We start from the raw sequence: 25,002 nt of genomic DNA on the forward strand, positions 1-25,002 counted from the left end.
AATTTATAGTTAAAAGCGATAGGAAAAATTAAGACTTAAAGTACGTAAGTGCCCAAGGTTCACTCGGTAGACAGAATTAATATCGTTGTAGTTGTATTCTATGGAAGTATCAAAATCCTGGTTCCACATAAACCGATAGCCGACCCCAAGATTCCAGAAAGAATCGCTGCCACTGGCATCGATCACATGGTAATAATGGCCGTCGTAATACCAGTCTTTTTCCTTGTCATAAATATCATACAGGTGCCACTTGTCTTTATTGTGATACCAATAACCATATTTACGCACATCATTCAGATCAACATCGGCATAATTCCACCCCGCCATCCAGTAGAGACACTGAACGTAACAATTCAGGGTAAAATCCACTTTAAAATTGAGCCCCACCTGATTAATTCGCACGTGATTATCATCAAAGCGGGAAAATTGTAAATTCACCTGCCAAACACCCACGGCGGGTGTCACACCAACGCTGACATAACCAAAAAAATCCCGCTGATCATTGAGCTGTAATTCCCCTGAACCCAGTCCCAGCGTGGTAATAATTCGATATTCACCCGACTCAATACCATCGAAAGGATTATTCCATTCGACTGCAGTGACCAATGGTGATAACAGTAAGGCCAAGACACATAACACCGTCTTCATTACATCCATCCTTGCAGCACGACGCTTTTTAATTCATCCCCCTTACCAAAGCTTAGCTGTCATGGTTATCCACCTCAGAAACTTATCCGAATCGAATGCCAAATTTATATGGATAATGATCCTTAAAGGCTTTCCACATCAATAATGGCCCAGATACCACCGGCAAATGCTGGGTTATCCCGCAAATTGTCGACGTCTTGAGGCTGCGGCATCGGCTCTCCAGCTTGCCGTAATTCTTCCAGGCGTTGAAAAATAGTTTCCGCCATTTTTTGTAGAGCGGCATCCAGAGTTTCGGCATAGCAGTGACAATGCGGCAGGTCGGGTGCTATGGCACCAAAGCCGGCGTATTCAATGTTGTGAAGCACAACCGGATAGCGCATTAGAAAATTCTCTTATACATTGGCTTTCCAAAGCGTAGACGGGTTTCAAAACTGCGAACGAAATATGGCAAGGAAAATCAACAAATTCCCCAATAAAATAAACTCTGCGCAACCGCACCTATTACTTCAGAATAAACCGAAAGCTGAATAATTAATTTTTGAATTTATTGTCTAGGTTGGAGTTGAACCTCATTGCGAGGGATTGCATTATTTAACCGGAATGGTTATTGGAGGGGCGACGCCAAACAACCTAACCCCTGCGACATTTAAACCTTATCAAGGTGCGAACGACGAAAAATTTAGCGCGGCATTCTTCCGAGAAGTGCCCTACGGGAAAAAATCATGCCGTTAAGAGTGCGCCATAGGAATTTTTGATTTTCTGCCTCCGGCTCCACCAGGGCATCCTGCTGCCGCTGTAACCAGGCAATCTCCTGTTCCAGCTGCCTGCGTAAGCAGCGGGTTTCATTCAGATCTGAAGCTTTGCGGCTCACCTGAAGAGGCATAGCGCCGGCCTTTTGTGCTGGTTTTAAAGGTTGATAAAAAATAAATAGAACCCCCACTGAAGTGGGGGCATGGCAAGCTTAGTTCACTGGAGACTCTGCATTTAGCAAATCCTGCCAATCGTAAGATGCATCACCGATCACATAGAAAAACGGATTCAGCAAAGAATCTTTGCTGTTATAACGCAGCAGCTTGAAGGAATCGTCCACCACTGTGCCACCGGCAGCCTCAACCACCGCCTGGGCTGCGGCTGTATCCCACTCACAAGTGGGTGCGAGCCGCGGGTAGAGATCAGCGGCCCCTTCAGCCACCAGACACAGTTTGAGAGAGCTACCCATGTTTTTACAGACCACCGCACCCAATTTGGATTCGATACGCTCTACCAGTTGATCCACGGCGCCGGCACCATGGCTGCGGCTAGCAACCAATTCCACTGCATCACCAGCTTCCAGGCGCGGCTTCAGCGGGCGCACATGAATTTCTGTATCGCCGGAAAGCGTGCGCTTAAAGGCACCATCACCCTTGCCACCAGCATAGGTGATATCCAGTACCGGCACATGCACCACGCCCAGCACAGGTTCGCCATTTTCAATAAGGGCCACATTAACGGTGAACTCACCAGTGCGACGAATAAATTCCTTGGTGCCATCCAGCGGGTCCACAATCCAGTACCGCTGCCACTGGCTGCGCTCGGCAAATGATGGCATTTCCTGCTCTTCCGATAATACCGGTACACCGTCAATCAGCTGCGCCAGAGCAGGGGCTAAAATTTTGTGTGCCGCTAAATCCGCAGCTGTAACCGGCGAGTCATCCGCCTTGGTGTCCACCTCCAGCTCAGCAGTGCTGTGATAAACCTCCAAGATAGCTTCACCGGCGTTTTTGCAGATTGCAATCACCTGCTCCAATAATGCCTTATTCATTAAAACTCCCTTATTTTTCAGGTGGTGAGTATAAAGTCTCAGGAGGGGAAAAGGTCCTTCACCGACAGGTAGCGCTCACCGCTGTCATAACTAAAAATCAATACGCGGCTACCGGGCGCAAATTCGCCCTCGCGCTTTTTCAGCGCAGCCAGGCTCGCTCCAGAGGAAATACCCACAAAAATCCCCTCCTTCAAGGCGCACTTACGCGCCATTTCAAAACTATCTTCTCCATTTACCAAAATGGTGCCATCCAGCATTTTGGTATTGAGTATCTCGGGAATAAAACCGGCACCAATCCCCTGCAAGCGGTGCAGCCCTTTATCACCACCGCTGATCACTGGAGAATTTTCCGGTTCGACGGCAAAAACCTGCAACTTGGGAAAGGATTCCTTTAGTACCTCTCCACAACCGGTGATGTGGCCACCGGTGCCAACCCCAGTAATCAGGTAATCGAGCCCCTCGGGGAAATCTGCGAGGATTTCTTTGGCAGTGGTGTCACGATGCACCTGGGCATTGGCACGGTTACAGAACTGCTGTGGCATCCAGCTGTTTTCATGCTGCGCCAATAGTTCCTCGGCTTTGGCGATAGCCCCGCCCATACCCTGCTCCTTGGGAGTAAGCACCAACTCAGCCCCCATAGCTTTCATCACCTGGCGCCGCTCCAATGACATGGATTCCGGCATGGTGAGAATCAATCGATACCCCTTAACCACTGCCACCATGGCCAATCCGATGCCTGTGTTGCCGGAGGTGGGCTCGATAATCACACCACCGGGCTGCAAAGCACCGCGGCGCTCTGCATCCTCAATCATCGCCAGGGCAATACGGTCCTTGATGCTGCTGCCGGGGTTAAAACGCTCCACCTTCATCCACACTTCGATATCTGGGCGAAACAGATGATTGATACGCACATGCGGGGTATTGCCGATTGTTTCCAGAATATTGGCTGCCTTCATTGATGAAGCTCTCCGTTAATGGCTCTCACGGCAGACAGGCAGTCCACCGATTAATATTTTCCTGTGCGCAGATAGTAACCCAGATGTGCGCCGTCCCAAGAGACCCACAAGGAAATCCCAATGGCACACACGTATAAATTCCTCTGCAAGTAATCGCCGCCAACACAAGGAACTGGTTTCACACGGAGCTGTGAATTCATGGCGATCCGGTTGGTGGTAACACGTCTTTGTGCCACATTTAGTGACTGGCTTCTTTCCGATAAATATAAAACCAAAAATAAAGGCGCTGCCATGAATCCGAATATGACCTCAGATGCCCATGATGCAACCCAAGCAAGCCTATTTATGCCTGTAGCATTTATATTCTTTGCCGCTCTTTTTATGCTCCTCGACAGCATGGCAATTCAAGGGCTGTGGATGGCTTCGCTGAAAGCGCTGCCAATCGCCATTCTCGCCCTGATGGCGATGCGGCACCTGGATGGGCTCACTCGCACTCTGACACTTGCGGCCCTGACTTTTTCCGCACTCGGCGATGTACTCCTGGAAATGAGATTTGCCCACCAGTTTATCTTTGGCCTGGGTGCTTTCCTGGTGGCACAACTTCTCTACGCGGCCAATTTCCTGCGTTTTGCCGACTTCCGCAAACGCCGCAGTCTGATACGTATCTTGCCTGTTCTGCTGGCCGCAGTGGGACTGGCCCGCTGGATACTTCCCGCTGCGGGGGAGCTGGCGCCAGCAGTGCTTCTTTACTTGCTTGCCATTGTCGCCATGGCCCTAGGCGCCGGGGCTCACCGGGGCAATTCCGGGCTGCTATTCGCCGGTGCACTTACTTTTATGCTGTCCGACGCATTGATCGCTGTGAATAAGTTCATAGCACCGCTACCTCTAGCCGACACAGCAATTATGCTCAGCTATTACGGTGCTCAGTTTGCCATCCTGTACGGCATACGCCGTGCCCAGGCATAATGCCCACCTTCATACTGGGGATATTTTGGGAAGGCTACAATTTGGCTTCCCACCCCCACCACAGAGAGGTAGACAGGCCCCATGCTCGACTGGCGAAGTATCGACACCGTACTGCTGGATATGGACGGCACCCTGCTGGACTTGCACTACGACAACCATTTCTGGCTCGACCATCTACCCAAACGTTACGCCGAAGTACACGGTCTCGATCCCGAGCTGGCCCAAATAGAGCTGCAGCGGGAAATTGATGCACGCCGCGGCACTCTGGAGTGGTACTGCCTGGACTTTTGGGCAGAAACTCTGAAGCTGGATATCCTCGCGATACTGCGCGAGATCGAAGAGCGCATCGCCCTGCGCCCCCATACCGAGGCCTTCCTGCAGGGACTGCGACAACTGCGTAAGCCCACCTATCTGGTCACTAATGCACACCGCCATGGACTCGACCACAAACTGCAAATTACCGGCCTCGAGCCATGGTTTGACGACATCATTTCCTCCCACGATTATGGACATGCCAAAGAGAGTGGAAACTTCTGGCACGCCCTGCGCGAGGAGGTGGCCTTCGACCCGGAGCGCACGCTGTTTGTTGACGACAACCAGAGTGTGTTGGCCGCCGCACAGGACTATGGCATCGCCCACCTGTTGTGTATCCGCCAGCCGGACAGCCGCGGCCCCAAACGGCAGATCAGCGACTTCCCGGCGATTCATCACTTCGATGAAATTATGTCACTGCAACGCAGTAACAAAGCGCAGTAACAATAAGCCCGCATAACCCGGGCCCAAGTTTATATTGATCAACAGGATTCGATGGAAAAAGTACGTATCGACAAGTGGCTCTGGGCCGCACGCTTCTTTAAGACCCGCAGTATCGCCAAACAGGCTATCGAAGGTGGTAAAGTGCACGCCGATGGACAGCGGGTCAAAGCCAGCAAAGATCTCACCGTTGGCGCGCTTTTGAGTATCCGCCAAGGCTGGGACTTGATTGAGGTGGAGGTTATTGCCCTCTCCGACCAGCGTCGCGGTGCCGATATCGCCCGCACCCTGTACCGCGAGACCGAGGACAGCATCGCCCGGCGCGAAAAGGAGCGCACTGAACGCCAGGCAGCCAATGCGGGGATTCAGCGCGAGCGACCCAATAAAAAGCAGCGCCGCCAGATCCACCGCTTCCTGCGCGAGCAGGAGTAGGCTCAAATGACAAAAGTGGTGAAAATTCCGCCATTTTTGTCTATAGCTGCTAAACTGCCCCCACTTAACCCGATAGAAAACAGCCACGATGAAACGACTGATCGCCATCTCCCTGCTGCTTCTGCTCGGAATGCAGACGGCCCTCGCCGATAGCCGCGAACACGAGCAGCTCAAGCGTTCGATAATCAAAATTTACACCACTGCTGCCGCCCCGGACTACTTCAATCCCTGGGCGTTGCTTAACCCCAAGCAGTTATCTGGCTCCGGCGCGGTTATCCGCAACAAGCAGATCCTCACCAACGCCCACGTGGTGGCCAACGGTAGCTTTATTCAGGTGCAACGCCACGGCGACGCCAAGAAATTCCGCGCCCGAGTGAAGTTTGTCTCCCACGACGCCGACCTGGCTCTGCTCACCGTGGATGATGACAGTTTCTTCAAAGACACCCGCCCACTGACACTGGGCACACTGCCGGACCTGCAAGAAGAGGTCACCGTGTACGGCTACCCCATTGGCGGCAAGTCCCTGTCGATCACCCGCGGCGTACTGTCCAGGGTGGAACACCAGTACTATGCCCACGCCGAGAGCTATCTGATGGCCGGCCAGATCGACGCGGCCATTAACCCCGGCAATAGCGGCGGCCCGGTCATTTCCGGTGGTCACATCGTCGGTGTGGCCATGCAGACCAACCAGAGCGCCGAAAACCTGGGTTATTTTGTGCCTCCCAGCGTAATCGCCCATGTACTCGAAGACGCCAAAGACGGCGAACACCAGGGCTTCCCCGAGTTGGGCCTGGTGACCCAGAGCCTGGAGAGCCCTTCCATGAAGAAGGCTGCCGGTCTCAGCGAGGACCAGGACGGCGCAATGATCGTCAAGGTATTTAGCGACTCCCCCGCTGCCGAAATTTTCCAACCCGGCGACGTGTTGCTGGAAGTTGATGGCTTCGAGGTTGCCGCCGATCGCACCGTCGAATGGCGTGAAAATCAGCGCACTAACTACCACTACGCGGTGGACCGCCATCATGTCGGCGACAAATTACCGGTGCGCTTTTCCCGCAATGGTGAAGAAAAAAGTGCGCAAGTGGCCCTGGCAGCACCGCCACCCTCCCGCGCCCTGGTGGTGGGTGAGCAATTTGACCAGCAGCCGCGCTATTACATTTATGGCGGCGTGGTCTTCGTGCCTCTGAACATGAACCTGATCAAGCGCTGGGGCAAGAGCTGGCATTCCAAGGCGCCAATCGATTATCTCTATGCACGCAACCAGTGGAGTGACGAGAGCCGCCGCGAGCTGGTGGTTGCGCTCAAGGTCCTGCCCGCCAACGTCAACCTGGGTTACCACGATTGGAAAAACTGGATTATCGATTCGGTGAATGGCCACAATGTCGCGGACTTCGACGAGTTTGCCCAATTGATGGAAACCAACAAAGAGAATTTTGTAGAGCTGCGCGATCGCTCCGGCTATCGTATGGTGCTAGATCACGCCGAAGCTCAAGAACAAGAGGCAATGATTCTGCAGACCTACCATATCCCCCAGCGCCACTCGCAGGGGCTGTTCAGCAGACTGGCCAATAAAGAGGAGTAAGGCCCGCTGTGTGGGCTATGGAGAAGCCGTGAAACGACTGAGAGGAATCCTAGTTGGCAGCCTACTGCTGGCTGCCAGCGCCAACGCCGGTGAGCTCTATCGCTGGGTCGATGCCGATGGCAGAGTACATTTTAGTGATCGTCCCCCGGCCGAGGGTAAGGCCCAGGATATTTCTGGGCAATTGGGCCCAATCAATACTGCTAAGGCCACTCGGGTTCAGCGCAGTCTGATCACTTCCTCGGCCACTGCCCCCGAGCGGGAGTACCAGCAGCGCCAGCAACAAGAGCAACACGCACGCCAACAGGAGCAACAGCGTATTTGCACGAAAGCGCGCCAGCGCCTGCGTTCACTTAATGGACAGGTGGCCTTTATCGACAATGATGGCAAAGAGGTTCGCTATTCAGAGCGAGAGCGGCGGCAAATGGCCGAACAACTGAAGCGGGAAATCGCTAATCGCTGCGGATAACCCTTTCCCCTCAGCCTTCACAATCAGGTGCCGGCGCCACAATTACCCACGCCGGCTACCATTTAGATATATCCACCTCTAAAATCCCGCGGTTTTAATACCGAGGCACTCGATCTATGTCCGATCAGCTGGAACGCTTTATCTTTTCCCAACACGATATTCGCGGGCAGATGGTGACCCTCACCGACGCCTACCGCGAAGTGCTCAAGCACAATCCACTGCCTGCACCGGTAGCGCATTTGCTGGGAGAGTTTCTCGCAGCCGCCTGCCTACTCTCCACCACCCTGAAATTCGAGGGCATATTGAGCCTGCAGGCCCGCGGTGAGGGTGATGTGCCGCTGATTATGGCCGAGTGTACCCACCACAGTGATCTGCGCGGCATTGCCCGTGTCGCCGGTGGCGCCCAAATCAGTGAAGAGGCCAGCCTGAGCGATATGATCGGCCCCCGCGGCGTCATCGCTATCACTTTGGAGCCCAAGCGTGGCGAGCGCTACCAGGGGGTGGTCCCGCTCGAAAAAGAGAGCCTGGCCGGATGTCTGGAGGATTACTTTGCCCAGTCGGAACAACTGGAGACACGCTTCTGGCTGGAGTGCGATGGCAGTAACGTGGGTGGTATTATGCTACAGGTACTGCCCGGCAATAATGCCGCCAACGCTGAGGATAACAGCGACGCCTGGGAAACCGCCCTGCACCTGGCAAATACCGTGACCCCTCAAGAGCTGTTCGACGTGCCCCACGACGAGCTGATTCACCGCCTGTTCCACCAGCTGAAACCGGCTACCCTGGGCACCGACAGTATTCGCTTCAAATGCAGTTGCTCGCGAGAGCGCAGCGCACGCGCCCTGGTCTCTCTCGGTGCTGAAGACGTGTACAAATTACTGGAAGAACAAAATGGCGAAATCATCAGCGATTGCCAGTTTTGTAATGCCCAATACCGCTTTGATCGCGAGCAGGTAGAGTCACTGCTCAATGCCCCACCCCACACCCTGCACTAGGGAAATTATTGCCAGTGCTGAGCAGCCTCAGCTACTGGCAATTCGCAACTTAGAACACAAAAATTCACAAAATCTATAAGGTAAAAATACTACATAGATCTTATGAATCCAAAATGCCTTAATTTGGGGTGACAGCGCTGTCAAAGCGCAAAAAGTGACCGTGTTTGCTACCCGCTTATTTTGAATTTTGCCATAATGCGCCCCCCAAATTTTGCCTGGCTGTCTAATACTTGGACGGCTCCTATTTTTTACTATCCAACATAACATTCACGGGTAATCGACGAATGGCACAGATCGACGACACCGCGCTGGTTTATAAAAACCTTTCACCAGCAAAATTGGTAGAGCTGGCTCTTAAGCGCGGCGAGGGTAAACTTTCCGACACCGGCGCGCTGGTGGCTGAAACTGGTGCCCGCACCGGCCGCTCCCCAGCGGACCGCTTTGTTGTAGAAGAGCCCTCCACCGCCGATAGCATCGCCTGGGGCAATGTGAACCGCCCCTTCCCACAGGACAAGTTCGACGCACTGTGGGACCGCGTAGAGGCATTTGTAGCCGGTGACGACACCTTCGTGCAGCATCTGCACGTCGGCCAGGACGAAGACCACTACCTGCCGGTTGTCGTAACTACCCAGACCGCTTGGCACAACCTGTTCGGCCGCAACATGTTTATCCGCGCCGAAAAGTACAACCCCAAGGCGAAGGAAGAGTGGCGCATCCTGCACGCTCCCAACTTCGTTTGTGAGCCAGAGCGCGACGGCACCAACTCCGAAGGCTGCGTCATCATCAACTTCGGCCAGCGCCGCGTGCTGCTGGCAGGTATGCGTTACGCCGGTGAGATGAAGAAGGCGATGTTCTCCGTGCAGAACTTCCTGCTGCCGGAAAAAGACGTGATGCCGATGCACTGTGCCGCCAACGTTGGCAAAGACGGCGATACCTGCCTGTTCTTTGGCCTGTCCGGCACCGGTAAGACCACCCTGTCCGCTGACCCTGAGCGCTACCTGATCGGTGACGACGAACACGGCTGGAGCAAAGGTGCAGTATTCAATATGGAAGGTGGCTGCTACGCCAAAACCATCGACCTGAGCCAAAAGAATGAGCCGGTAATCTGGGACGCTATTCGTTTCGGCGCTATCGTCGAGAACGTAGTCACCAACGAGAATGGTACCGCCGACTACTGTGACACCAGCCTCACCGAGAACGGTCGCTGCTCTTACCCGCTGGAGCACGTAGAGATGCGCCAGCTGGAAAACCGCGCCGGCGAGCCGAAGAACGTCGTCTTCCTCACCTGCGATGTATCCGGTGTACTTCCCCCGGTATCCATCCTCTCCAAAGAGGCTGCGGCATACCACTTCCTGTCTGGCTACACCGCGCGCGTAGGCTCTACCGAGCTGGGTGCAGAGGCCGGTATTCACCCGACTTTCTCCACCTGCTTCGGCGCTCCGTTTATGCCGCGCGCCCCGCGTGAATATGCGGACTTGCTGATGAAGCGCATCGAGGACTTCGGCTCCAAGGTATACCTGGTAAACACTGGCTGGACCGGCGGCTCTGGTGACAACGGCAAGCGTTTCCCGATCCCTGTAACCCGCTCAGTAGTTGCGGCTATCCAGAGCGGTGCACTGGAAGGTACTGCCACCGAGCATCTGGAAACTCTGAACCTGGATATTCCTCTGGAAGTACCGGGCGTCGACAAGTCCTACCTGAACCCGCGCGAAGCCTGGGAAGACAAGGCTGCCTACGACGACCAAGCCGGTAAGCTGGCCAAGCTGTTCGCCGAAAACATTGAAAAATTCAATGTCAGCGATGATGTGAAAAACGCCGGTCCCAAGGCCTGATCGTCTGGATATAGCCTTCTTTTAGAGGCGCAAAAGCCCCGCCACCGCAAGGTGCCGGGGCTTTTTTTGTTTTTCAATCCCCCAGTAAGAGGTCGATTTTTGCGGCTATAGTGTTTAAAGAAGCGCCGACGAAATAGGCGTCGGCACGAAGACTTTCATGTCTCAGGCATATTTCGGAGCTGTAGCCGCACCCCATGACTGAAGGCAATTCTTTTACCCGCTTCAGGACACTCTACCCCCACCGGCCGCCCGGCCGGCGAATCAATTTTGTGGTGGTGGCCAGCCTGACGCTGCTACTCGCCGCAGCGTTGGCTGCATTGTGGCTGTGGCTATGGCTGAAGTCGCAGGAGAAACCCTATGTCGAAACCCGCGGTTATCGTATCGCCAGTGAAGAGAGCTTCAATCATTTCTTACGCAATGGTGAAAACCGTACGCGGGTACAGGCACTCAGTGACTACCTAGAGAGCCAAGGGGTAGGCGAAGTGACTGCAGTGAGCAACCTCCTACGCCAGGGTCGCGAATGGCTGGAGCTCGAGAAGCCACCATTCGCGCTTCCGCCGCAGGCTGAGTGGGCCAACATGGTCTCCACTTTGAAACTACTGCGCGATGAGATAGTGCCTTTAATCGGTCCAGTGGCGGTCATTTCCGGCTTCCGTAGCGACAGCTACAACCGCGAGCTGGAACACACCGACAAATCTCGCCACCGGGCATTCTGCGCCCTCGACCTGATTCCAACCTCCCACATTAGCCAAGGTGAACTCGCGGAAGAACTGCAAGCTCTGCATGCACGCCTGGGCCCGGAGAGCAATTTCGGCCTGGGTCTCGGTAAAGAGCTGCTCTTCCATATCGACACCTGTGGCTACCGCACATGGCAACTGGTGGATTGAAGCATGGCTATACAAGACAACAGTGATCGTCAGACAGGCAATACCCGAAACCAACGGCGCAGGTTAATACTTCTGGGAGGGCTACTGCTCATCGCCATTATTATTGTGCTGTTATTCACCTCGGAGAAAACACGGGATCTGGGAGAACGGCTCATCAGTCCTATCGAACTCCTGCCGCTGCCGGGGATCCCCGAGGTTTACGATATCCAGGGCTACCCAGCTGCCTCCGAGCGAGTGTTCAGCCGCTTCCTAAAACAAAATGCAAACCAGGCTCTGTTCGACAAGCTAAAGAACTTTCTACAGATCAACCGAGTGGACCAGGTAGTAAGCCCGTTTGAGCTCCTGCGCCAGGGCAGCGACTGGCGGGATCTGGATGAGCCCCCTTTCGCCATTCCTCCGGTGGAAAACTGGGGCTCAATGATTTACACCCTCAGGGTGCTGCAGCGGGAGATAGTACCGCGTATCGGCCCTGTTACAGTGGTCTCCGGCTGGCGTACCACCAGTTACAACAGTAAGGCCGGTGGCTCCAAAGGCAGTAAACATTTGCGCTTTTGTGGCCTGGACGTAGTGCCGCAAAATAAATTTACCCGCGAGCAGTTGGTTCCTGTCTTGAGAGATATCCACAAGCACAAAGGCAAGGAATGGAATATGGGGCTGGGAATCTATAAAGGTATCCGCTTTCACGTTGACACCTGCGGTTACAGGCGCTGGTAAATCCCCCCTGCTTCTGCTTAGATAGATCGCAAATTAGGCGCCCGATACCACAGGGCTTTGCAGAAGTAGAGGGAATCCCAGTGCAGGAAAAATTAGAAAGGCGCTCATTTATTCTTTCGCTGATACTAGTATCAATAGCTTTTTTAGTATTGATTAAGCCCTTCTTTACGCCAATTTTTTGGGCTTGTGCCATCGCTCTGATCTTTTATCCCGTATACCGGCTGTTGATGCAGCGCTTTCCCAATTCCCCCAATTCTATGGCTCTGCTGACGCTTTTTATGTGCGTCATATTGTTGGTAATACCGGTGCTGGTGGTGGCCACTTCTTTTATCAATGAAGCAGTGACCCTCTATCAAAAGGTACAGGAAGGGCAAATTGATGTCTCTAAATCCCTGGAGCAAGTGCGCAATGCCTTCCCACGAGTGAACGATATGCTCGAGGGTATCGGTGTAGACATCGATGAGGCAAAACAGCGCCTTCTCGGTGGCGTGATGAATGCCGGCAGCTTTATTGCAAAAAATGCCATAGAAGTTGGGCAGAACACCGTTAACTTTTTTGTCATGCTCGGCCTGATGCTCTACCTCACCTTCTTTTTGATTCGCGATGGCGACAGGCTGGTCAATTTAATTATTCACGCACTGCCGCTTGGCGATGAACGCGAGCACCTGCTACTGGCCAAGTTTGCCGAAGTCACACGCGCCACAATTAAAGGCAATTTGGTTGTCGCGATTACCCAAGGCAGCCTGGGCGGTATTATCTTCTGGGTCCTCGATTTACCCGCGCCACTGCTTTGGGGCGTACTGATGACCCTGTTGTCACTGTTACCCGCCGTTGGCGCAGCACTCATCTGGTTTCCCGCAGCGATCTATCTGTACGGTATCGGTGAGCCGGTTAAGGCGACCATTCTGTTAGCTTATGGGTTTACCGTTATCAGCCTGGTCGACAACCTGTTGCGCCCTATTCTAGTGGGGCGGGACACCAAGCTGCCAGATTACCTGGTGCTATTTTCCACCGTGGGCGGCCTGATATTGTTTGGTATCAGTGGCTTCGCCATGGGCCCCCTGTTAGCAGCCCTGTTTCTGGCTTTCTGGGAAATCTTTATGCGGGAATTTGTCCATCCGGAAGATATGCTGATGCCCCCTAAACCGGAAAGCAAAGATATGCTGATGCAGCATAAAAAAGATAATGCGTAATTAAGACCCTCTTATTATTGGTGCGCTGCGAGAATTCTGGACCGGTCTTCTCGCAGCGCCCTGAGACACTGGTTGAGCTTACTCATCGGTCCCTAATCCACCATCTGCACTTCCCCATCGACCCTGTCTAGATCCGCAATCAACAAAATCATCTTGGCGAAAGTCAGCGCCATAGCCAGCACCACCCGATCCTAACCAGCACGGCAAGTTCCCAACTAAAAACCAATAACAAGCATTGCTAGTACAGTCATAAAGTACAGTGCCAACCACAGCAGTGCGGGAATTCTCACTACGGCAGCCCTACCACCAATCTGACGCGGTGTAGCTCGCAAATAGTCGGCCTTATAGCGTCTGATAATATGATTCTGTACTAACTGCCAAAACTCTCTGAGAACCTCTTCACTGCGCGCAATATCTACCGTACTTACCGGGATAAAGGGATAAAGGGATAAAGGGATAAAGGGATAAAAATCACGAAGGTCTAGATACTCTGCAATCAACTCACGCGCGCGATCACCTTCATCCTGTTTCCAAAAAATCCCATTCAGATAGACACGCTTGAGGAGATTGACCTCCCGCACTAGCAACGTCATGTGCTCATTAAAACGATCCGAAGTCATATTGAAGGAAAAGGCTAAAATAAACGCCACAAACGTTGGGTAGCTGCAACAACACCGCTGTTAGGGGATTCGATGTCGTCGAGAATATTGGATCCCCAATAGACACCCAAAGCCAGGGTGAAGAACACTAGCCACACGGTAAACAGGTAAAGCAGCGACAAGGAAAGTCCATAAGCCTTATCGCACAAATGCATAAGACCTCGCCCTCCATATCAGAAAAGTCTGGCTCACACAGTGGGCACTATTCAGTCACTCTTGGCAAAGATGACAGTTACAGAGGGTCCTCACCCTGCAAGCGTCATATAATTGTTGGAAGCACACAGCGGCAATAGCATAGACGCCACCTTTGCCGGAGCGGATGACCCTATGAAATATTGGCTTACCCTGATTGTCGCCATAATACTCAGCGTACCGCTGATGGCGTTAGAGGTCGGGCAAAAAGCTCCCGAATTCTCCTTAAAGGGCACAGATGGAAAAACCCACTCGCTACAGGACTACGTTGGAAAAAGTGCGGTAGTAATCGCCTGGTATCCCAGAGTCTTTACCAAGAACTGCACAATAGAATGTAGATCCCTAGTTAAACACGGTGAGCAAATTCGTTCCTTTAACGTTGCCTATTTTATGGCTAGCACCGATGAACTCGATGAGAAAGTCCGGTTTGCCAAGTACAATTCTGCTGACTTCCCCCTACTAAGCGACCCCACGGGAGAAGTCGCCAAAGCCTACGATGTCTTAATACCCTTTATAAAACTCGCCCGGCGAGTGAATGTATACATAGGTAAAGATGGCACCATTCTGAAAATAGACAGAGATATCAACCCCGCCACTACGGCTGAGGATATCGTCAAAAATCTAGAGAAACTCGGCGTGGAAAAAGCAGAAAGAGCAGAACAGTAATTAAGTTGCTTGCCAGGGAAGCTCCGGATTGCTTATAAAATCCAGATTTTTATAACTGTCTTTGAATAATTCACTCAATAAAAAAGAGACTCCAGAGCAACATTGCTGCCCCTCAATATCATCGAGTCAACTTTAAATACCTCAAAAGACCCCAGACTTTTTTATAAAAGCACCAACTAGATAAAGCTCAACACATTCAAGCAGCCTTCAGCTTAACACAATCAACACATATCTATGACTGCTACCTATTTGGCTCCCTCATCATTTCACAATTTATAACTCTCAGATTAAGCAATCTATAAAAACACTTTTTCCATAATTTCCCCACACCCATAGTTCAGAGAAATATTTTAATAAAATCTCAGAAGCCATAGTAAAGACTCACAAACGGTCACTACGCTGATACACCTACTAACGCCATATCCAACTACACAAGTAGAAGCACCGTCGTACCAACATCAAAGATGAATATTTAAATAAAAAATGTATTATGCGAAAAATTTTTCACGACCAACTGGAAGTTTATGTATGAAAAGGATAACCAACCTCTATAGAACACTACTTATTTCTACAGTATTAATTAGTGCATGCAGTGGAGGTGGAAGCAAAAGTGGCGATTCATCTGAGCCAACCCCAAGTCAATCTACACCATCCACACCTTCAACCGGGGGCGACACCACAGGCCAGCCCTCCTCCCCATCAGCAATCACTCTACATGGTATTTTCACCGAGGACTTTAAGGACTTTCCTGTCGTAACTGTCAGAATTGGTGAGAAAGAATATATTGCCGACCAAAAAAATAATAATGAATTTAGTGTTGAAGTCGACTCTAGTCACGAAAATGAACTGGTAACTTTTTCGGCCAAGGGTTCCATGCCCAACGACTGGGATTTCGAATTCCGCTCATATGCCGGATCATTTTCAGACATAAAAGATAAAGCCATTAATAATGAAGTAAGTTATTTAAATAATAACCCTGCATTTGCAGTAGGAACTTTCACCGGTGTCATGGCAGACCTTATTGACTTGGCAAACAATGGAGAACTCATTACTTCAGTCGAGGATTTAAAAAAATATACTTTCGAAGTCCCACTGGATGAAGCCATACAGCTAGCCGCCTATATGAAGGCCACTATTTCTAGCGCCACAACAGATAAAAACAACTACTATTTTCCTGTTGATAAATACTCTAACACCAAAGATTTCATCAAAGACTTTCAATTCTCCATACAGAAATCTGAAGATATAATTAATCAAAGCAAAAATACTCATGATATCTATTTAAAATCCATCAATTATTTACTAGAAAATAAATATTTACGAGATCAAAGCTACAAACTCAATGCATCTGAAGAAATAATTTTCTCTACAAGAAGAACTGATTCAGATGCTATTCTAGATACTGGCCTCATTGAGCTAAGCACACAACACCAAACTAGTGGATCAGCAGATTTATCAGAAGTAGGAAAGTTTACTCTAAGCACGGATGAATTTGGCAATATAAGCGGCTCTCTCATCGGAGACTCTACATGGGAATACTATATAGAAGAGAGCTGCGTAACTATGCGGGATAGAGAGTTTGAAGCAAAACATGCTTTCACAACACCTTATAGCCAGATAGTAAAAATTGACTTTAAAGGTATGTGTGAAGGCCCAGATGGGGACTATGAAAGTACTGAGAGCAGATACTTTCATGTAACTGACACTAAGCTAACTTTTCCTTGGGATTCCCTACCAGAGGAATTTTATGCAGACTCTTATCACCCAGAAACATATCAAAACTGTGATTGCGACATATTTCCTGCAAAATTCACCAATAAAACTGAGAGCACCGGAGAAATAGCTTATGGAGTATCCTCAGAAAATAGTGAAAAATATTCATACACTTTTGGCGAAGATCTAAGAGTGAAGTATGAAGGGGGCACTGAAATCCGCTACATTCCGCTAGGGTTTTTCAATAAAGCACTGAGATTTATTGGCATAGGCAATAATCCTAAAACCAATAAAAAGAAAGTATTCTCTGGATTCATGATGGGGAAAACATCTAAAAATATACCCACTCCTATTAGGCTTGAATATAATGCACCCTTTCTCACTGACTATAACTATGCACTAACCTATAAAGATAACGGAATTTTTCATATCGAAACGTTGTATCAGGAACAACCATTGACAGAATCCAAGTGGGGCATCAGCCCGAGAATAGGCTCCTGGGAAAAGGTTGAGAATGATACCCTAATAACTAAGCACTATTATGATCCATCACTGGATACTGAAGAAAATGGAACTCTTCCTTATCTAGCCTCTTGTGAAGGACAATCTGAAGAATGTGTTTTATGGAGAGAGAGAGACACAGAGCTGCTAGACATCGATGAGAATTTTTATTATATCCGAGTGACTCAAAACGCTCTATTTTCCATCCCAGATTCCAGCAGGATAGACTACCGGGGCGGCTATATCGGCCGATTTAAAAAAACCGATATAGAAAATTAGTTTCATAAAATACTTTAAGCTCGTTGAATCCCAGGACTTATAAATATTGAGTCCTGGGATTTAGCCACAATCACTTTCAAATTAAAATCGGCAAGAATCTTGTACATTACCGACCTTATGATGATAAACAAGAATAGGAACCTTGAACTAAAACAACACGGATATTACGGGGCCACTACCAATTTGACCACCCCACTCTAACAAACCTCAAGTCACTCGATAACAAAAGAGATCCCAAAACAACACTGCTGCCCCTCAAAATCATCGAGCCACTTACAAACGCTAAGGGTTTCCTCACCCTTGCTGGATTTCACCACATGCTCAAGTAAATAATCTGGCTTACCGGAATTAAAAACACGAATATCTGCCGCCTTCAGTGCTGAGGCATTTTCAGCCCAAACCAGCTGGTCATCGGTCTTTCCCACTACATCCTCACCAGCCAATTCACAAATTTTTCGATTTCCCCATAAATACTGCTCATCTCTACTTTTTACCCAGAATAGGAATGGCACACTATCGAGAACACTTAACTCATCAGCAGTCATGAACTTTCTCCAGGCTTCTATCAATACATTTAAGTGGAATAAATAAATATTGGTAGAGAAGCCCAAAAAAGTATGTACTTATTCAGCGATTAAGATTTAAAAGAAATATCCGCTTAATTATTTATAAAGCTTTTCCTTAAGTTAAGCGCTGAGCAATTCTTAACTTCCATTAATTTCTAACTCCTTTAACTTCCTCGTCAGAGTATTGCGGCCCCAACCCAGTAGGTCCGCAGCATCCCGCTTGCGTCCAGCGGTGTGCTTTAGGGCGATTTCTATCAGGGCCTTCTCGAAGGCCGGTACGGCCTCACTGAGAATTTCCTTGCGCCCGGCGCTCAGTGCCTGATCGGCCCAGATACGCAGGGCTTTTTGCCAGTCCAGTGGCGTTTCGATTTCATTACCCTGCTGATGCAATTCCTGCGGAAGGTCTTCAATATGCACTTCACGGCCGGAGGCCATCACGGTAATCCAGCGGCAGGTATTTTCCAGCTGGCGCACATTGCCGGGCCAGTCGAGACCGGAGAGGTATTCCTCCGCATCTTTGCTGAGAATTTTCGGCTCTACGCCGAGATCGGCGGCGGCGGCATTAAAGAAGTGACGTACCAACCGTGGAATATCCTCGCGCCTGTCCGCAAGGCGCGGGATATGAATCCGAATCACATTCAGGCGGTGGAACAAATCCTCGCGGAATTTATGCTCGCGCACCAACTCCTCCAGGTTTTGGTGAGTGGCGGCGATAATACGCACATCCACTTTTACCGGTGTATGGCCGCCTACTCGATAAAATTCACCATCTGCCAGCACACGCAACAGACGCGTCTGTGTATCCGCTGGCATATCGCCAATTTCATCCAAAAACAGGGTGCCACTATTGGCTTGCTCGAAGCGACCTGCCCGCTGAGCGCTGGCGCCGGTAAAAGCGCCCTTCTCGTGTCCAAATAGTTCCGACTCCATCAGGTCTTTGGGAATAGCGGCCATATTGAGGGCAATAAACGGCTTGTTACGACGCGGGCTGTGATTGTGCAGGGCCTGAGCCACCAGCTCCTTACCGGTTCCAGATTCACCGTTGATTAACACGGTAATATTGGAATGAGAAAGGCGCCCAATAGCACGAAATACTTCCTGCATAGCTGGCGCTTCGCCAATAATTTCTTTGTTGCTTGCGCCATTTTCCGGCTCCGCACGCTCTTCCTGGGCCTGTTCCTTGGCGTGCGCCAGCGCGCGACGGGTAACCGCTACCGCTTCGTCGATATCGAACGGCTTGGGTAAATATTCGAAGGCCCCACCCTGATAGGCAGCCACGGCGCTGTCGAGATCCGAATGCGCGGTCATGATAATAATCGGCAGGCCCGGCCGTTCCGCCTGGAATCTCTCCAGTAATTTGAAGCCATCGGAGCCCGGCATACGGATATCGCTGATCACCACATCCGGGGAATCGCTGTAAAAATCGTCCAGTGCGCGATCACCACTCTCGTAGCACTGGGTCTCAATCCCCTCCCGTGACAGCGCTCGCTCCAGTACCCAGCGGATTGATCGGTCGTCGTCAATAATCCAAACGCGATTGCTCATTCTCTAGGTTCCTGTATTGGCTGATTCGGTAACAAGTGGCAGATAAATCTGGAATACACTGCGGCCCGGTCGGCTGTCGCATTTAATTAAGCCACGGTGTTGGTTGATGATGTTTTGCGAAATAGACAACCCCAGCCCCGAGCCTTCGGCGCGCCCGGAAATCATCGGGAAAAAAATACGCTCGCGGATCTCCTCGGCAATGCCGGGGCCGTTGTCTTCTATTTCTATACGGCAAACCAGCGGGCAGTGGCGGCGGCCAATCGTGAACTGGCGCTGTACCCGCGTACGCAGCACCATTTCGCCATTGGTGAGACCAATACTCTCATCGATGGCCTGCATGGCATTGCGGGCGATATTCAACAAGGCCTGGATCAACTGCTCGGGGTCTGCCGGCACATCGGGGATAGAGGGGTCGTAATCGCGGCGAATCAGTAGTTCACCCCCACATTCAGCCTCGACCAGTTGTGCCACCCGCTCTAGGATCTCGTGCACATTACTGGGCACCAGCTGTACCGGCTGGCGCGGTCCAAGCAAGCGATCAACCAGATTACGCAGGCGATCCACCTCTTCAATGATGATCTGGGTATATTCCTCAAGGGAGGCATCGGGTAGTTCACGCTGCAGCAGCTGCGCGGCACCGCGAATCCCTCCGAGGGGGTTCTTTACCTCATGAGCCATTCCCCGCACCAAGTTGCGTGCGGTCTCCTGGGTACTGAGCAACGCATCCTCGCGCGCAATGCGCAACAAACGATCCATCGGCTGCACTTCCACCAGTAACACCCCCAGCTCCGGTACGGGGCTTACGGAGTAATCTACAGTGCGCGTTTTTAGGTTGTGCAAGCGCCAGTGGGCGCGCCGCACTGTGAATTTTTCCCCAGTGAGGAGCGCATTGTGCAGTGCTTTTAGTGCGGCGTTAGATTCCCTCACCACCTCCTGCAGAGGCATGCCCTCAACCCGTGCATTGGAGGCAGCCAACAGATCCTCGGCGGCATTATTCAGGTAGCAAAGCGATAACTGGTCATCCAGTACCAGTACCGCTGAAGTTAGGCTGTCTAGTAGCTGACGCAACTGGCGATCATTGAGCATTCAATCGTTTCCGCTTTTCATCGAGGGGCCGGGACAATCTCCTATGCCCGGCGCGATAACCCCTTGTATCTAGCCAGTGCAAAAAGCAAACCAAAATGGCGCACGGAATTAATGGGAGGCACTGCCCAACCTACCCGGTCTTAGGGGTTTTAAACGATTCAGCTGACACATGTACCGAAGCACTTGAGATGGCTTACCCCTATGCGCACCATTTTAGTGCGCAGAATAAAATTCAACCAGCAAGGATAAAAACGGCGACCCCCACCAAAAAAGAAGTTATCGGTGAGGGCGTTGAGGGCGGGGCAAATTTAGGGGCTGGGCTGAGCTTGGGGGATACCCGGCCCAACCGGAGCCCTGGGGGCTTGCGGTGCACGCGGTGCCGAGTTATCAGGCAATCTGCCACCCGGACGTTTCACATAGAGAGTAACCACCTGAGATTGTGCCAATACCTGGCCCTTGGAGTCGGTGAGTACCGCCTGCACAGTATGAGTGCCGCGCTCGAGCAGGGAGATATCCAGGCCCGCTCCAGAAGAGCTGCCCTGCCAAGGTTTGCCATCTACCACCGCAAAGAAACTCGCCCCCTCTGGATACACCGGTTGCACGTCTACCTGTAGTGGAATAAAGCGCTGTCCCGGCGGGATGGTGGCGCCATCCAGGGGACTCACTATCTGGATAGAAACCGGGCCTGTATAGCCCTCCTTGCCGGTGTCAGTCTCATCTTTTGGAGACAATTTACGAGTTGGCAGAGTTCGCGGCAGGGCAATGGGCTGAACATTGATGGGAGCCAATTGCACCTCCTGCGCCTGCCCATTGGGTGGTGGCGTATCGCTGAAAGTCACCTGACCATCGGGGCCGACGACTTTGTAAATAGTACTGGAGGTATTCCCACCATCAGTGCCGGCAAAGGCCACCAGGGGAACAGCAAGGAAAAGGGCCTGAAGCAGTTTCATATTTTCCATCACTCACTCAGCCGCGAAGCGGTAGTCCTTGTCTCAGCCCAATACGGGGGCCGCAGTCTCAAAGGGGCGGGCTTTTGGGTCCAAGAGATACAAAATCGACCATAGACGGCAAAAGCAACCAACCCAATCAGTGTACCTCCAATAAAAAAGCCCGCACCAGTAGGGTGCGGGCTTTTCGAGAACGGCTCGACGGCATCGGCGTGATGCCGCTCGCCATTACACGGAGTAGTACATATCAAACTCGACCGGGTGTGTGGTCATGTTCAGGCGCTCTACTTCTTCGCGCTTCAGGTCGATGTAGGCATCAATGGCGTCGTCGGTGAATACACCACCTTCGGTAAGGAAGGCACGATCCTGATCCAGAGCATCCAGGGCGCCTTCCAGGCTCGCCGCAACGGTCGGGTACTCGGCCAACTCTTCCGGCGGCAGATCGTAGAGATCCTTGTCGGCGGCATCGCCGGGGTGGATCTTGTTCTTGATACCGTCCAGGCCCGCCATCAACAGCGCAGCAAACGCCAGATAGGGGTTGGCGGTCGGATCCGGGAAGCGGGTCTCGATACGCTTACCCTTAGGAGAGGTCACGTAAGGGATACGGATAGACGCAGAGCGGTTGCGCGCGGAGTACGCCAGGATAACCGGGGCTTCGAAGCCAGGAACCAGACGCTTGTAAGAGTTGGTGGATGCGTTACAGATCGCATTCAGGGCGCGCGCGTGCTTCACGATACCGCCGATGTAGTACAGGGCAGTCTCGGACAGGCCCGCGTAGGCATCGCCGGCAAACTGGTTAACGCCATCCTTAGTGAAGGACTGGTGCACGTGCATGCCGGAGCCGTTATCGCCTACCAGCGGCTTGGGCATAAAGGTCGCGGTCTTGCCGTAGGCGTGGGCCACATTGTGTACGGCGTATTTGAGGATCTGCACCTCATCCGCTTTCTTGGTCAGAGTGTTGGCGGCAACGCCGATCTCACACTGGCCAGCGGTGCCCACTTCGTGGTGGTGTACTTCAACACGCAAACCCATCTGCTCCATAGCGGAACACATAGCGGCGCGCACATCGTGCAGGGAGTCAACCGGGGGCACTGGGAAGTAACCGCCTTTCACTCCGGGGCGGTGACCAATATTGCCCTCACTGAAGTTATGACCGGAAGACCAAGCCGCCTCTTCGGAGTTGATCTTGTAGAAGGCGCCACCCATTTCGGCACCCCAGGTAATATCGTCGAAGACGAAAAACTCGGGCTCTGGGCCGAACAGTGCGGTGTCACCCAGACCGGTGGACTTCAGGTATTCCTCGGCGCGCAGCGCGATGGAACGCGGGTCGCGCTCGTAGCCCTGACCGGTGATCGGGTCGACGATATTACAGCGAATAATTACGGTACTTTCGTCGGTGAAGGGATCGAGGAAAGCGGTATCGTCATCCGGCATCAGGATCATGTCGGACTCGTTAATGCCCTTCCAGCCAGCGATAGAGGAGCCATCGAACATCTTGCCCTCTTCGAAGAACTCGTCGTCAATCTCTGACACGGGCACAGATACGTGCTGTTCTTTACCCTTGGTGTCGGTGAAGCGCAGGTCTATCCACTTAGCTTCACTCTCATTAATCAAACCGAGCGTTTTCGCTGACATTGCTGTCCTCCAGGTCTTGAAAAGTATTTGGTCGCTATGCCTATACTGCTGGCATTCGCTCTTTACCTGGCGTGAAATAAAGCAAAGAGTGTGCCAAATTAGGGCAGTGGCGTCGCAGCGGCGGCTGGTGCCGGTGCGGGCCCCAGTTCTGGGCCGACTGGGGCAGGATAGATGTATTGTGGCTGTGCAGCCATAACTAAATGCACCACAATGGCACATTTATACTCCGGCTTGCTCACAAACAGTGCACAACCAACTTGCGTCCGGCTAGTTTATAATGCCGCACCTTCTATCAACATGCGGTACCCCACGGATTCCCATGCACTTTGTCGTCAAATTTTTTCCCGAGATCACCATCAAGAGCAATCCGGTGCGCAAACGTATGTCGCGCCAGCTCAAGGACAACCTACAGCGCCTGCTGCGCCAGCTGGACGACCGTATCCAGGTGCGCAAAGACTGGGAAAAGATCGATGTGATCGCCCCGGACGCCGTGGCCCACCTTGGCAGCCGCATTGAAGAGGTGCTCTCTCACACCCCCGGCATTGCCAACTTCTCCCGCGTGCGCCAGTTCCCCCTGGGCGACCTGCACGATATGTACGAGAAGACCCTGTCGGTGTGGGGCCCAGCCCTCAAGGACAAGACCTTCTGCGTGCGGGTAAAACGCACCGGCGACCACGATTTTAAATCTCTGGATGTGGAACAGTACGTAGGCGGCGGCCTCAACAAGAATACCGGGGCGGCCGGGGTGAAACTGAAAAACCCGGATATCACGGTCAAGTTGGAAATCCGCCACGACAAACTCAACGTGATCGAGGAACAGCACCCCGGCCTCGGCGGCTTCCCCCTGGGTACCCAGGACCCGGTGCTATCGCTGGTCTCAGGCGGTTTCGATTCCACCGTGGCCAGCTACCTGACCATGAAACGCGGTATCCGCACTCACTTCCTGTTCTTCAACCTGGGCGGGCGCCAACACGAACTGGGTGTTAAGGAAGTGGCCTACTACCTGTGGAACAAATACGGCGCCTCCCACCGGGTGCGTTTTGTCACCGTGCCCTTCGACGAAGTGGTGGCAGAAATTCTCGAGCGCGTAGACGACTCCCACATGGGCGTGATTCTCAAGCGTATGATGCTGCGCGCCGCAGACGTTATCGCGAAAGAGCTGGAAGTGGATGCAGTAGTAACCGGTGAGGCCATCGCTCAGGTTTCCAGCCAGACCCTGAAGAATCTGTCAGTAATCGATAGCGTCACCAACACCCTGGTACTGCGACCACTGATCACTACCGATAAGACCGATATTATCCGTACCTCCCGGGCCATCGGCACCGAGGAATTCGCCGCAAATATGCCCGAATACTGCGGCGTGATTTCGGTAAAACCCACCACCCGCGCCAAGATTGAAAAAGTGGAATCCGAGGAAAACCGCTTCGATTTCACCATCCTCGATCGCGCCATCGGCAACCGATCGATTCAGAATATCGACGAGGTCATCGAAGAAGTGGACGGCGAGGCGCCGGAAGTGGAGATCCGTGAAGAGGCCGGCAACGCGGTAATCATCGATATCCGCCACCCGGATGAAGAGGAGATGGACCCGCTGGAGCTAGAGGGCGTCGAAGTAGAGACGATCCCCTTCTACCGCCTCAATAACAGCTTCGCCAAGCTGGATCAGGAGCGCGAGTACCTTCTTTACTGCGCGCGCGGCGTAATGAGCCGCCTACATGCCTCTCACTTGCTAGATGAAGGCTTCCGCAATGTGGGCGTATTGCGCCCACAGATTCCGCACCGTCCAGACGGCATCAAGAAGTAATTACCCTCGGCGCGGGCGGCAGATTCGCCCGCGCCCTACCTGCTCTCTTCTTCTGGTCGCCATTCTGAACGCGACCGGTGATTTTTTACTCAAAATCACTCCCAATTGTCATGCGGCCCCCCTATAATCGCCGCCTTTGGCCGGAATGCTGCTGTAGAAACCCCGCAGGCCCCCGCCCCGATTTACC

25 protein-coding genes are annotated in these 25,002 nt (G+C 52.2%); 13 read left to right on the plus strand and 12 right to left on the minus strand.

Translation table 11 applies throughout. The annotated features are described in order from the left end of the window. Positions 1 to 9 precede the first annotated feature (9 nt). The 5 genes from ACJJIB_RS00090 to cysK form a co-directional block, all read right to left on the minus strand. The gene (locus ACJJIB_RS00090) at positions 10 to 648 is read right to left on the minus strand and encodes an outer membrane beta-barrel protein (protein ID WP_444887469.1); all 639 of its coding nucleotides are present in this window, start codon (positions 646 to 648) and stop codon (positions 10 to 12) included. Positions 649 to 770: 122 nt separating this feature from the next. Next, positions 771 to 1,028, minus strand: coding sequence for a type II toxin-antitoxin system HicB family antitoxin (locus ACJJIB_RS00095; RefSeq protein ID WP_252083702.1), 258 nt, complete (start codon positions 1,026 to 1,028; stop codon positions 771 to 773). 299 nt (positions 1,029 to 1,327) lie between these two features. Then, complete coding sequence (locus tag ACJJIB_RS00100; RefSeq protein ID WP_444887470.1) at positions 1,328 to 1,531, minus strand: hypothetical protein; 204 nt, start codon at positions 1,529 to 1,531, stop codon at positions 1,328 to 1,330. 78 nt (positions 1,532 to 1,609) lie between these two features. Continuing rightward, positions 1,610 to 2,449 (minus strand): 3'(2'),5'-bisphosphate nucleotidase CysQ, encoded by an 840-nt coding sequence (cysQ, locus tag ACJJIB_RS00105; RefSeq protein WP_444887471.1) that lies wholly within the window; start codon positions 2,447 to 2,449, stop codon positions 1,610 to 1,612. A gap of 38 nt (positions 2,450 to 2,487) precedes the next feature. Further along, positions 2,488 to 3,405: a cysteine synthase A gene (cysK, locus tag ACJJIB_RS00110; RefSeq protein ID WP_252083705.1), complete on the minus strand. Its 918-nt coding sequence runs from the start codon at positions 3,403 to 3,405 to the stop codon at positions 2,488 to 2,490. Positions 3,406 to 3,603: 198 nt separating this feature from the next. Here cysK and ACJJIB_RS00115 point away from each other — a divergent pair, with 198 nt between their 5' ends. The 10 genes from ACJJIB_RS00115 to ACJJIB_RS00160 all read left to right on the plus strand — a co-directional run bounded on the left by ACJJIB_RS00115 (position 3,604) and on the right by ACJJIB_RS00160 (position 13,222). Then, positions 3,604 to 4,371, plus strand: coding sequence for a lysoplasmalogenase (locus tag ACJJIB_RS00115; RefSeq protein ID WP_444887472.1), 768 nt, complete (start codon positions 3,604 to 3,606; stop codon positions 4,369 to 4,371). A gap of 81 nt (positions 4,372 to 4,452) precedes the next feature. Next, the gene (yrfG, locus tag ACJJIB_RS00120; RefSeq protein WP_444887473.1) at positions 4,453 to 5,127 is read left to right on the plus strand and encodes a GMP/IMP nucleotidase; all 675 of its coding nucleotides are present in this window, start codon (positions 4,453 to 4,455) and stop codon (positions 5,125 to 5,127) included. Positions 5,128 to 5,178: 51 nt separating this feature from the next. Continuing rightward, positions 5,179 to 5,556 carry an Hsp15 family ribosome-associated heat shock protein gene (locus ACJJIB_RS00125; protein WP_444887474.1) on the plus strand — a complete coding sequence of 126 codons (378 nt, stop codon included), beginning with the start codon at positions 5,179 to 5,181 and terminating at the stop codon, positions 5,554 to 5,556. Positions 5,557 to 5,644: 88 nt separating this feature from the next. Beyond that, positions 5,645 to 7,135: a S1C family serine protease gene (locus ACJJIB_RS00130; RefSeq protein ID WP_444887475.1), complete on the plus strand. Its 1,491-nt coding sequence runs from the start codon at positions 5,645 to 5,647 to the stop codon at positions 7,133 to 7,135. 28 nt (positions 7,136 to 7,163) lie between these two features. Further along, positions 7,164 to 7,601 carry a DUF4124 domain-containing protein gene (locus ACJJIB_RS00135; protein ID WP_444887476.1) on the plus strand — a complete coding sequence of 146 codons (438 nt, stop codon included), beginning with the start codon at positions 7,164 to 7,166 and terminating at the stop codon, positions 7,599 to 7,601. Between the two features lie 116 nt (positions 7,602 to 7,717). Further along, positions 7,718 to 8,596 (plus strand): Hsp33 family molecular chaperone HslO, encoded by an 879-nt coding sequence (gene hslO, locus ACJJIB_RS00140; RefSeq protein WP_444887477.1) that lies wholly within the window; start codon positions 7,718 to 7,720, stop codon positions 8,594 to 8,596. Between the two features lie 284 nt (positions 8,597 to 8,880). Next, positions 8,881 to 10,428, plus strand: coding sequence for a phosphoenolpyruvate carboxykinase (locus ACJJIB_RS00145; protein WP_444883085.1), 1,548 nt, complete (start codon positions 8,881 to 8,883; stop codon positions 10,426 to 10,428). Positions 10,429 to 10,622: 194 nt separating this feature from the next. After that, complete coding sequence (locus tag ACJJIB_RS00150) at positions 10,623 to 11,315, plus strand: M15 family metallopeptidase domain-containing protein (protein WP_444887478.1); 693 nt, start codon at positions 10,623 to 10,625, stop codon at positions 11,313 to 11,315. A gap of 3 nt (positions 11,316 to 11,318) precedes the next feature. Beyond that, positions 11,319 to 12,029 carry a D-Ala-D-Ala carboxypeptidase family metallohydrolase gene (locus ACJJIB_RS00155; protein ID WP_444887479.1) on the plus strand — a complete coding sequence of 237 codons (711 nt, stop codon included), beginning with the start codon at positions 11,319 to 11,321 and terminating at the stop codon, positions 12,027 to 12,029. Positions 12,030 to 12,109: 80 nt separating this feature from the next. Next, positions 12,110 to 13,222 (plus strand): AI-2E family transporter, encoded by a 1,113-nt coding sequence (locus tag ACJJIB_RS00160; RefSeq protein WP_444883088.1) that lies wholly within the window; start codon positions 12,110 to 12,112, stop codon positions 13,220 to 13,222. Between the two features lie 215 nt (positions 13,223 to 13,437). On the opposite strand, the gene ACJJIB_RS00165 is transcribed toward ACJJIB_RS00160, so the two are convergent. Together ACJJIB_RS00165 and ACJJIB_RS00170 are read right to left on the minus strand one after the other, a co-directional pair. Next, positions 13,438 to 13,872, minus strand: coding sequence for a hypothetical protein (locus tag ACJJIB_RS00165; protein WP_444887480.1), 435 nt, complete (start codon positions 13,870 to 13,872; stop codon positions 13,438 to 13,440). Next, positions 13,857 to 14,036 carry a hypothetical protein gene (locus ACJJIB_RS00170; RefSeq protein ID WP_252083717.1) on the minus strand — a complete coding sequence of 60 codons (180 nt, stop codon included), beginning with the start codon at positions 14,034 to 14,036 and terminating at the stop codon, positions 13,857 to 13,859. The genes ACJJIB_RS00165 and ACJJIB_RS00170 overlap by 16 nt, the downstream gene beginning before the upstream one ends. A gap of 172 nt (positions 14,037 to 14,208) precedes the next feature. On the opposite strand from ACJJIB_RS00170, the gene ACJJIB_RS00175 reads away from it, so the two are divergent. Both ACJJIB_RS00175 and ACJJIB_RS00180 read left to right on the plus strand, forming a co-directional pair. Then, a complete protein-coding gene (locus ACJJIB_RS00175) occupies positions 14,209 to 14,739 on the plus strand; it encodes a peroxiredoxin family protein (RefSeq protein WP_444883089.1) in 531 nt (176 codons plus the stop codon). A 528-nt stretch (positions 14,740 to 15,267) separates the two neighbouring features. After that, on the plus strand, positions 15,268 to 17,232 hold the full coding sequence (locus ACJJIB_RS00180; RefSeq protein WP_444887481.1) for a hypothetical protein: 1,965 nt from the start codon (positions 15,268 to 15,270) through the stop codon (positions 17,230 to 17,232). A 212-nt stretch (positions 17,233 to 17,444) separates the two neighbouring features. Here ACJJIB_RS00180 and ACJJIB_RS00185 read toward each other — a convergent pair whose 3' ends face one another. The 5 genes from ACJJIB_RS00185 to glnA all read right to left on the minus strand — a co-directional run bounded on the left by ACJJIB_RS00185 (position 17,445) and on the right by glnA (position 23,011). After that, on the minus strand, positions 17,445 to 17,777 hold the full coding sequence (locus ACJJIB_RS00185; RefSeq protein WP_444887482.1) for a PAS domain-containing protein: 333 nt from the start codon (positions 17,775 to 17,777) through the stop codon (positions 17,445 to 17,447). Between the two features lie 159 nt (positions 17,778 to 17,936). Beyond that, positions 17,937 to 19,343, minus strand: a complete 1,407-nt coding sequence (gene ntrC, locus ACJJIB_RS00190) for a nitrogen regulation protein NR(I) (protein WP_444883092.1) — start codon at positions 19,341 to 19,343, stop codon at positions 17,937 to 17,939. Between the two features lie 3 nt (positions 19,344 to 19,346). Beyond that, a complete protein-coding gene (gene glnL, locus ACJJIB_RS00195; protein WP_444887483.1) occupies positions 19,347 to 20,429 on the minus strand; it encodes a nitrogen regulation protein NR(II) in 1,083 nt (360 codons plus the stop codon). 308 nt (positions 20,430 to 20,737) lie between these two features. Continuing rightward, entirely contained in the window at positions 20,738 to 21,379 is a 642-nt protein-coding gene (locus ACJJIB_RS00200) for a DUF4124 domain-containing protein (protein WP_252083723.1), read from the minus strand. 225 nt (positions 21,380 to 21,604) lie between these two features. Next, positions 21,605 to 23,011 carry a glutamate--ammonia ligase gene (gene glnA, locus ACJJIB_RS00205; RefSeq protein WP_252086040.1) on the minus strand — a complete coding sequence of 469 codons (1,407 nt, stop codon included), beginning with the start codon at positions 23,009 to 23,011 and terminating at the stop codon, positions 21,605 to 21,607. A gap of 319 nt (positions 23,012 to 23,330) precedes the next feature. Here glnA and thiI point away from each other — a divergent pair, with 319 nt between their 5' ends. Next, positions 23,331 to 24,815, plus strand: a complete 1,485-nt coding sequence (gene thiI, locus ACJJIB_RS00210; protein ID WP_252083724.1) for a tRNA uracil 4-sulfurtransferase ThiI — start codon at positions 23,331 to 23,333, stop codon at positions 24,813 to 24,815. Positions 24,816 to 25,002: the final 187 nt, after the last annotated feature.

Source organism: Microbulbifer mixtoriginis (SeqCode), from assembly GCF_052467705.1.

Coding starts and splice junctions, on each gene's coding strand:
- ACJJIB_RS00145 (WP_444883085.1), top strand. CDS start 8,881: ATGGCACAGATCGACGACACCGCGCTGGTTTATAAAAACCTTTCACCA.
- ACJJIB_RS00180 (WP_444887481.1), top strand. CDS start 15,268: ATGAAAAGGATAACCAACCTCTATAGAACACTACTTATTTCTACAGTA.
- ACJJIB_RS00155 (WP_444887479.1), top strand. CDS start 11,319: ATGGCTATACAAGACAACAGTGATCGTCAGACAGGCAATACCCGAAAC.
- ACJJIB_RS00200 (WP_252083723.1), bottom strand. CDS start 21,379: ATGAAACTGCTTCAGGCCCTTTTCCTTGCTGTTCCCCTGGTGGCCTTT.
- ACJJIB_RS00170 (WP_252083717.1), bottom strand. CDS start 14,036: ATGCATTTGTGCGATAAGGCTTATGGACTTTCCTTGTCGCTGCTTTAC.
- hslO (WP_444887477.1), top strand. CDS start 7,718: ATGTCCGATCAGCTGGAACGCTTTATCTTTTCCCAACACGATATTCGC.
- glnA (WP_252086040.1), bottom strand. CDS start 23,011: ATGTCAGCGAAAACGCTCGGTTTGATTAATGAGAGTGAAGCTAAGTGG.
- cysK (WP_252083705.1), bottom strand. CDS start 3,405: ATGAAGGCAGCCAATATTCTGGAAACAATCGGCAATACCCCGCATGTG.
- ACJJIB_RS00125 (WP_444887474.1), top strand. CDS start 5,179: ATGGAAAAAGTACGTATCGACAAGTGGCTCTGGGCCGCACGCTTCTTT.
- ACJJIB_RS00115 (WP_444887472.1), top strand. CDS start 3,604: ATGGCGATCCGGTTGGTGGTAACACGTCTTTGTGCCACATTTAGTGAC.
- cysQ (WP_444887471.1), bottom strand. CDS start 2,449: ATGAATAAGGCATTATTGGAGCAGGTGATTGCAATCTGCAAAAACGCC.
- thiI (WP_252083724.1), top strand. CDS start 23,331: ATGCACTTTGTCGTCAAATTTTTTCCCGAGATCACCATCAAGAGCAAT.
- ACJJIB_RS00095 (WP_252083702.1), bottom strand. CDS start 1,028: ATGCGCTATCCGGTTGTGCTTCACAACATTGAATACGCCGGCTTTGGT.
- ACJJIB_RS00185 (WP_444887482.1), bottom strand. CDS start 17,777: ATGACTGCTGATGAGTTAAGTGTTCTCGATAGTGTGCCATTCCTATTC.
- ntrC (WP_444883092.1), bottom strand. CDS start 19,343: ATGAGCAATCGCGTTTGGATTATTGACGACGACCGATCAATCCGCTGG.
- glnL (WP_444887483.1), bottom strand. CDS start 20,429: ATGCTCAATGATCGCCAGTTGCGTCAGCTACTAGACAGCCTAACTTCA.
- ACJJIB_RS00100 (WP_444887470.1), bottom strand. CDS start 1,531: ATGCCTCTTCAGGTGAGCCGCAAAGCTTCAGATCTGAATGAAACCCGC.
- yrfG (WP_444887473.1), top strand. CDS start 4,453: ATGCTCGACTGGCGAAGTATCGACACCGTACTGCTGGATATGGACGGC.
- ACJJIB_RS00130 (WP_444887475.1), top strand. CDS start 5,645: ATGAAACGACTGATCGCCATCTCCCTGCTGCTTCTGCTCGGAATGCAG.
- ACJJIB_RS00175 (WP_444883089.1), top strand. CDS start 14,209: ATGAAATATTGGCTTACCCTGATTGTCGCCATAATACTCAGCGTACCG.
- ACJJIB_RS00090 (WP_444887469.1), bottom strand. CDS start 648: ATGAAGACGGTGTTATGTGTCTTGGCCTTACTGTTATCACCATTGGTC.
- ACJJIB_RS00150 (WP_444887478.1), top strand. CDS start 10,623: ATGACTGAAGGCAATTCTTTTACCCGCTTCAGGACACTCTACCCCCAC.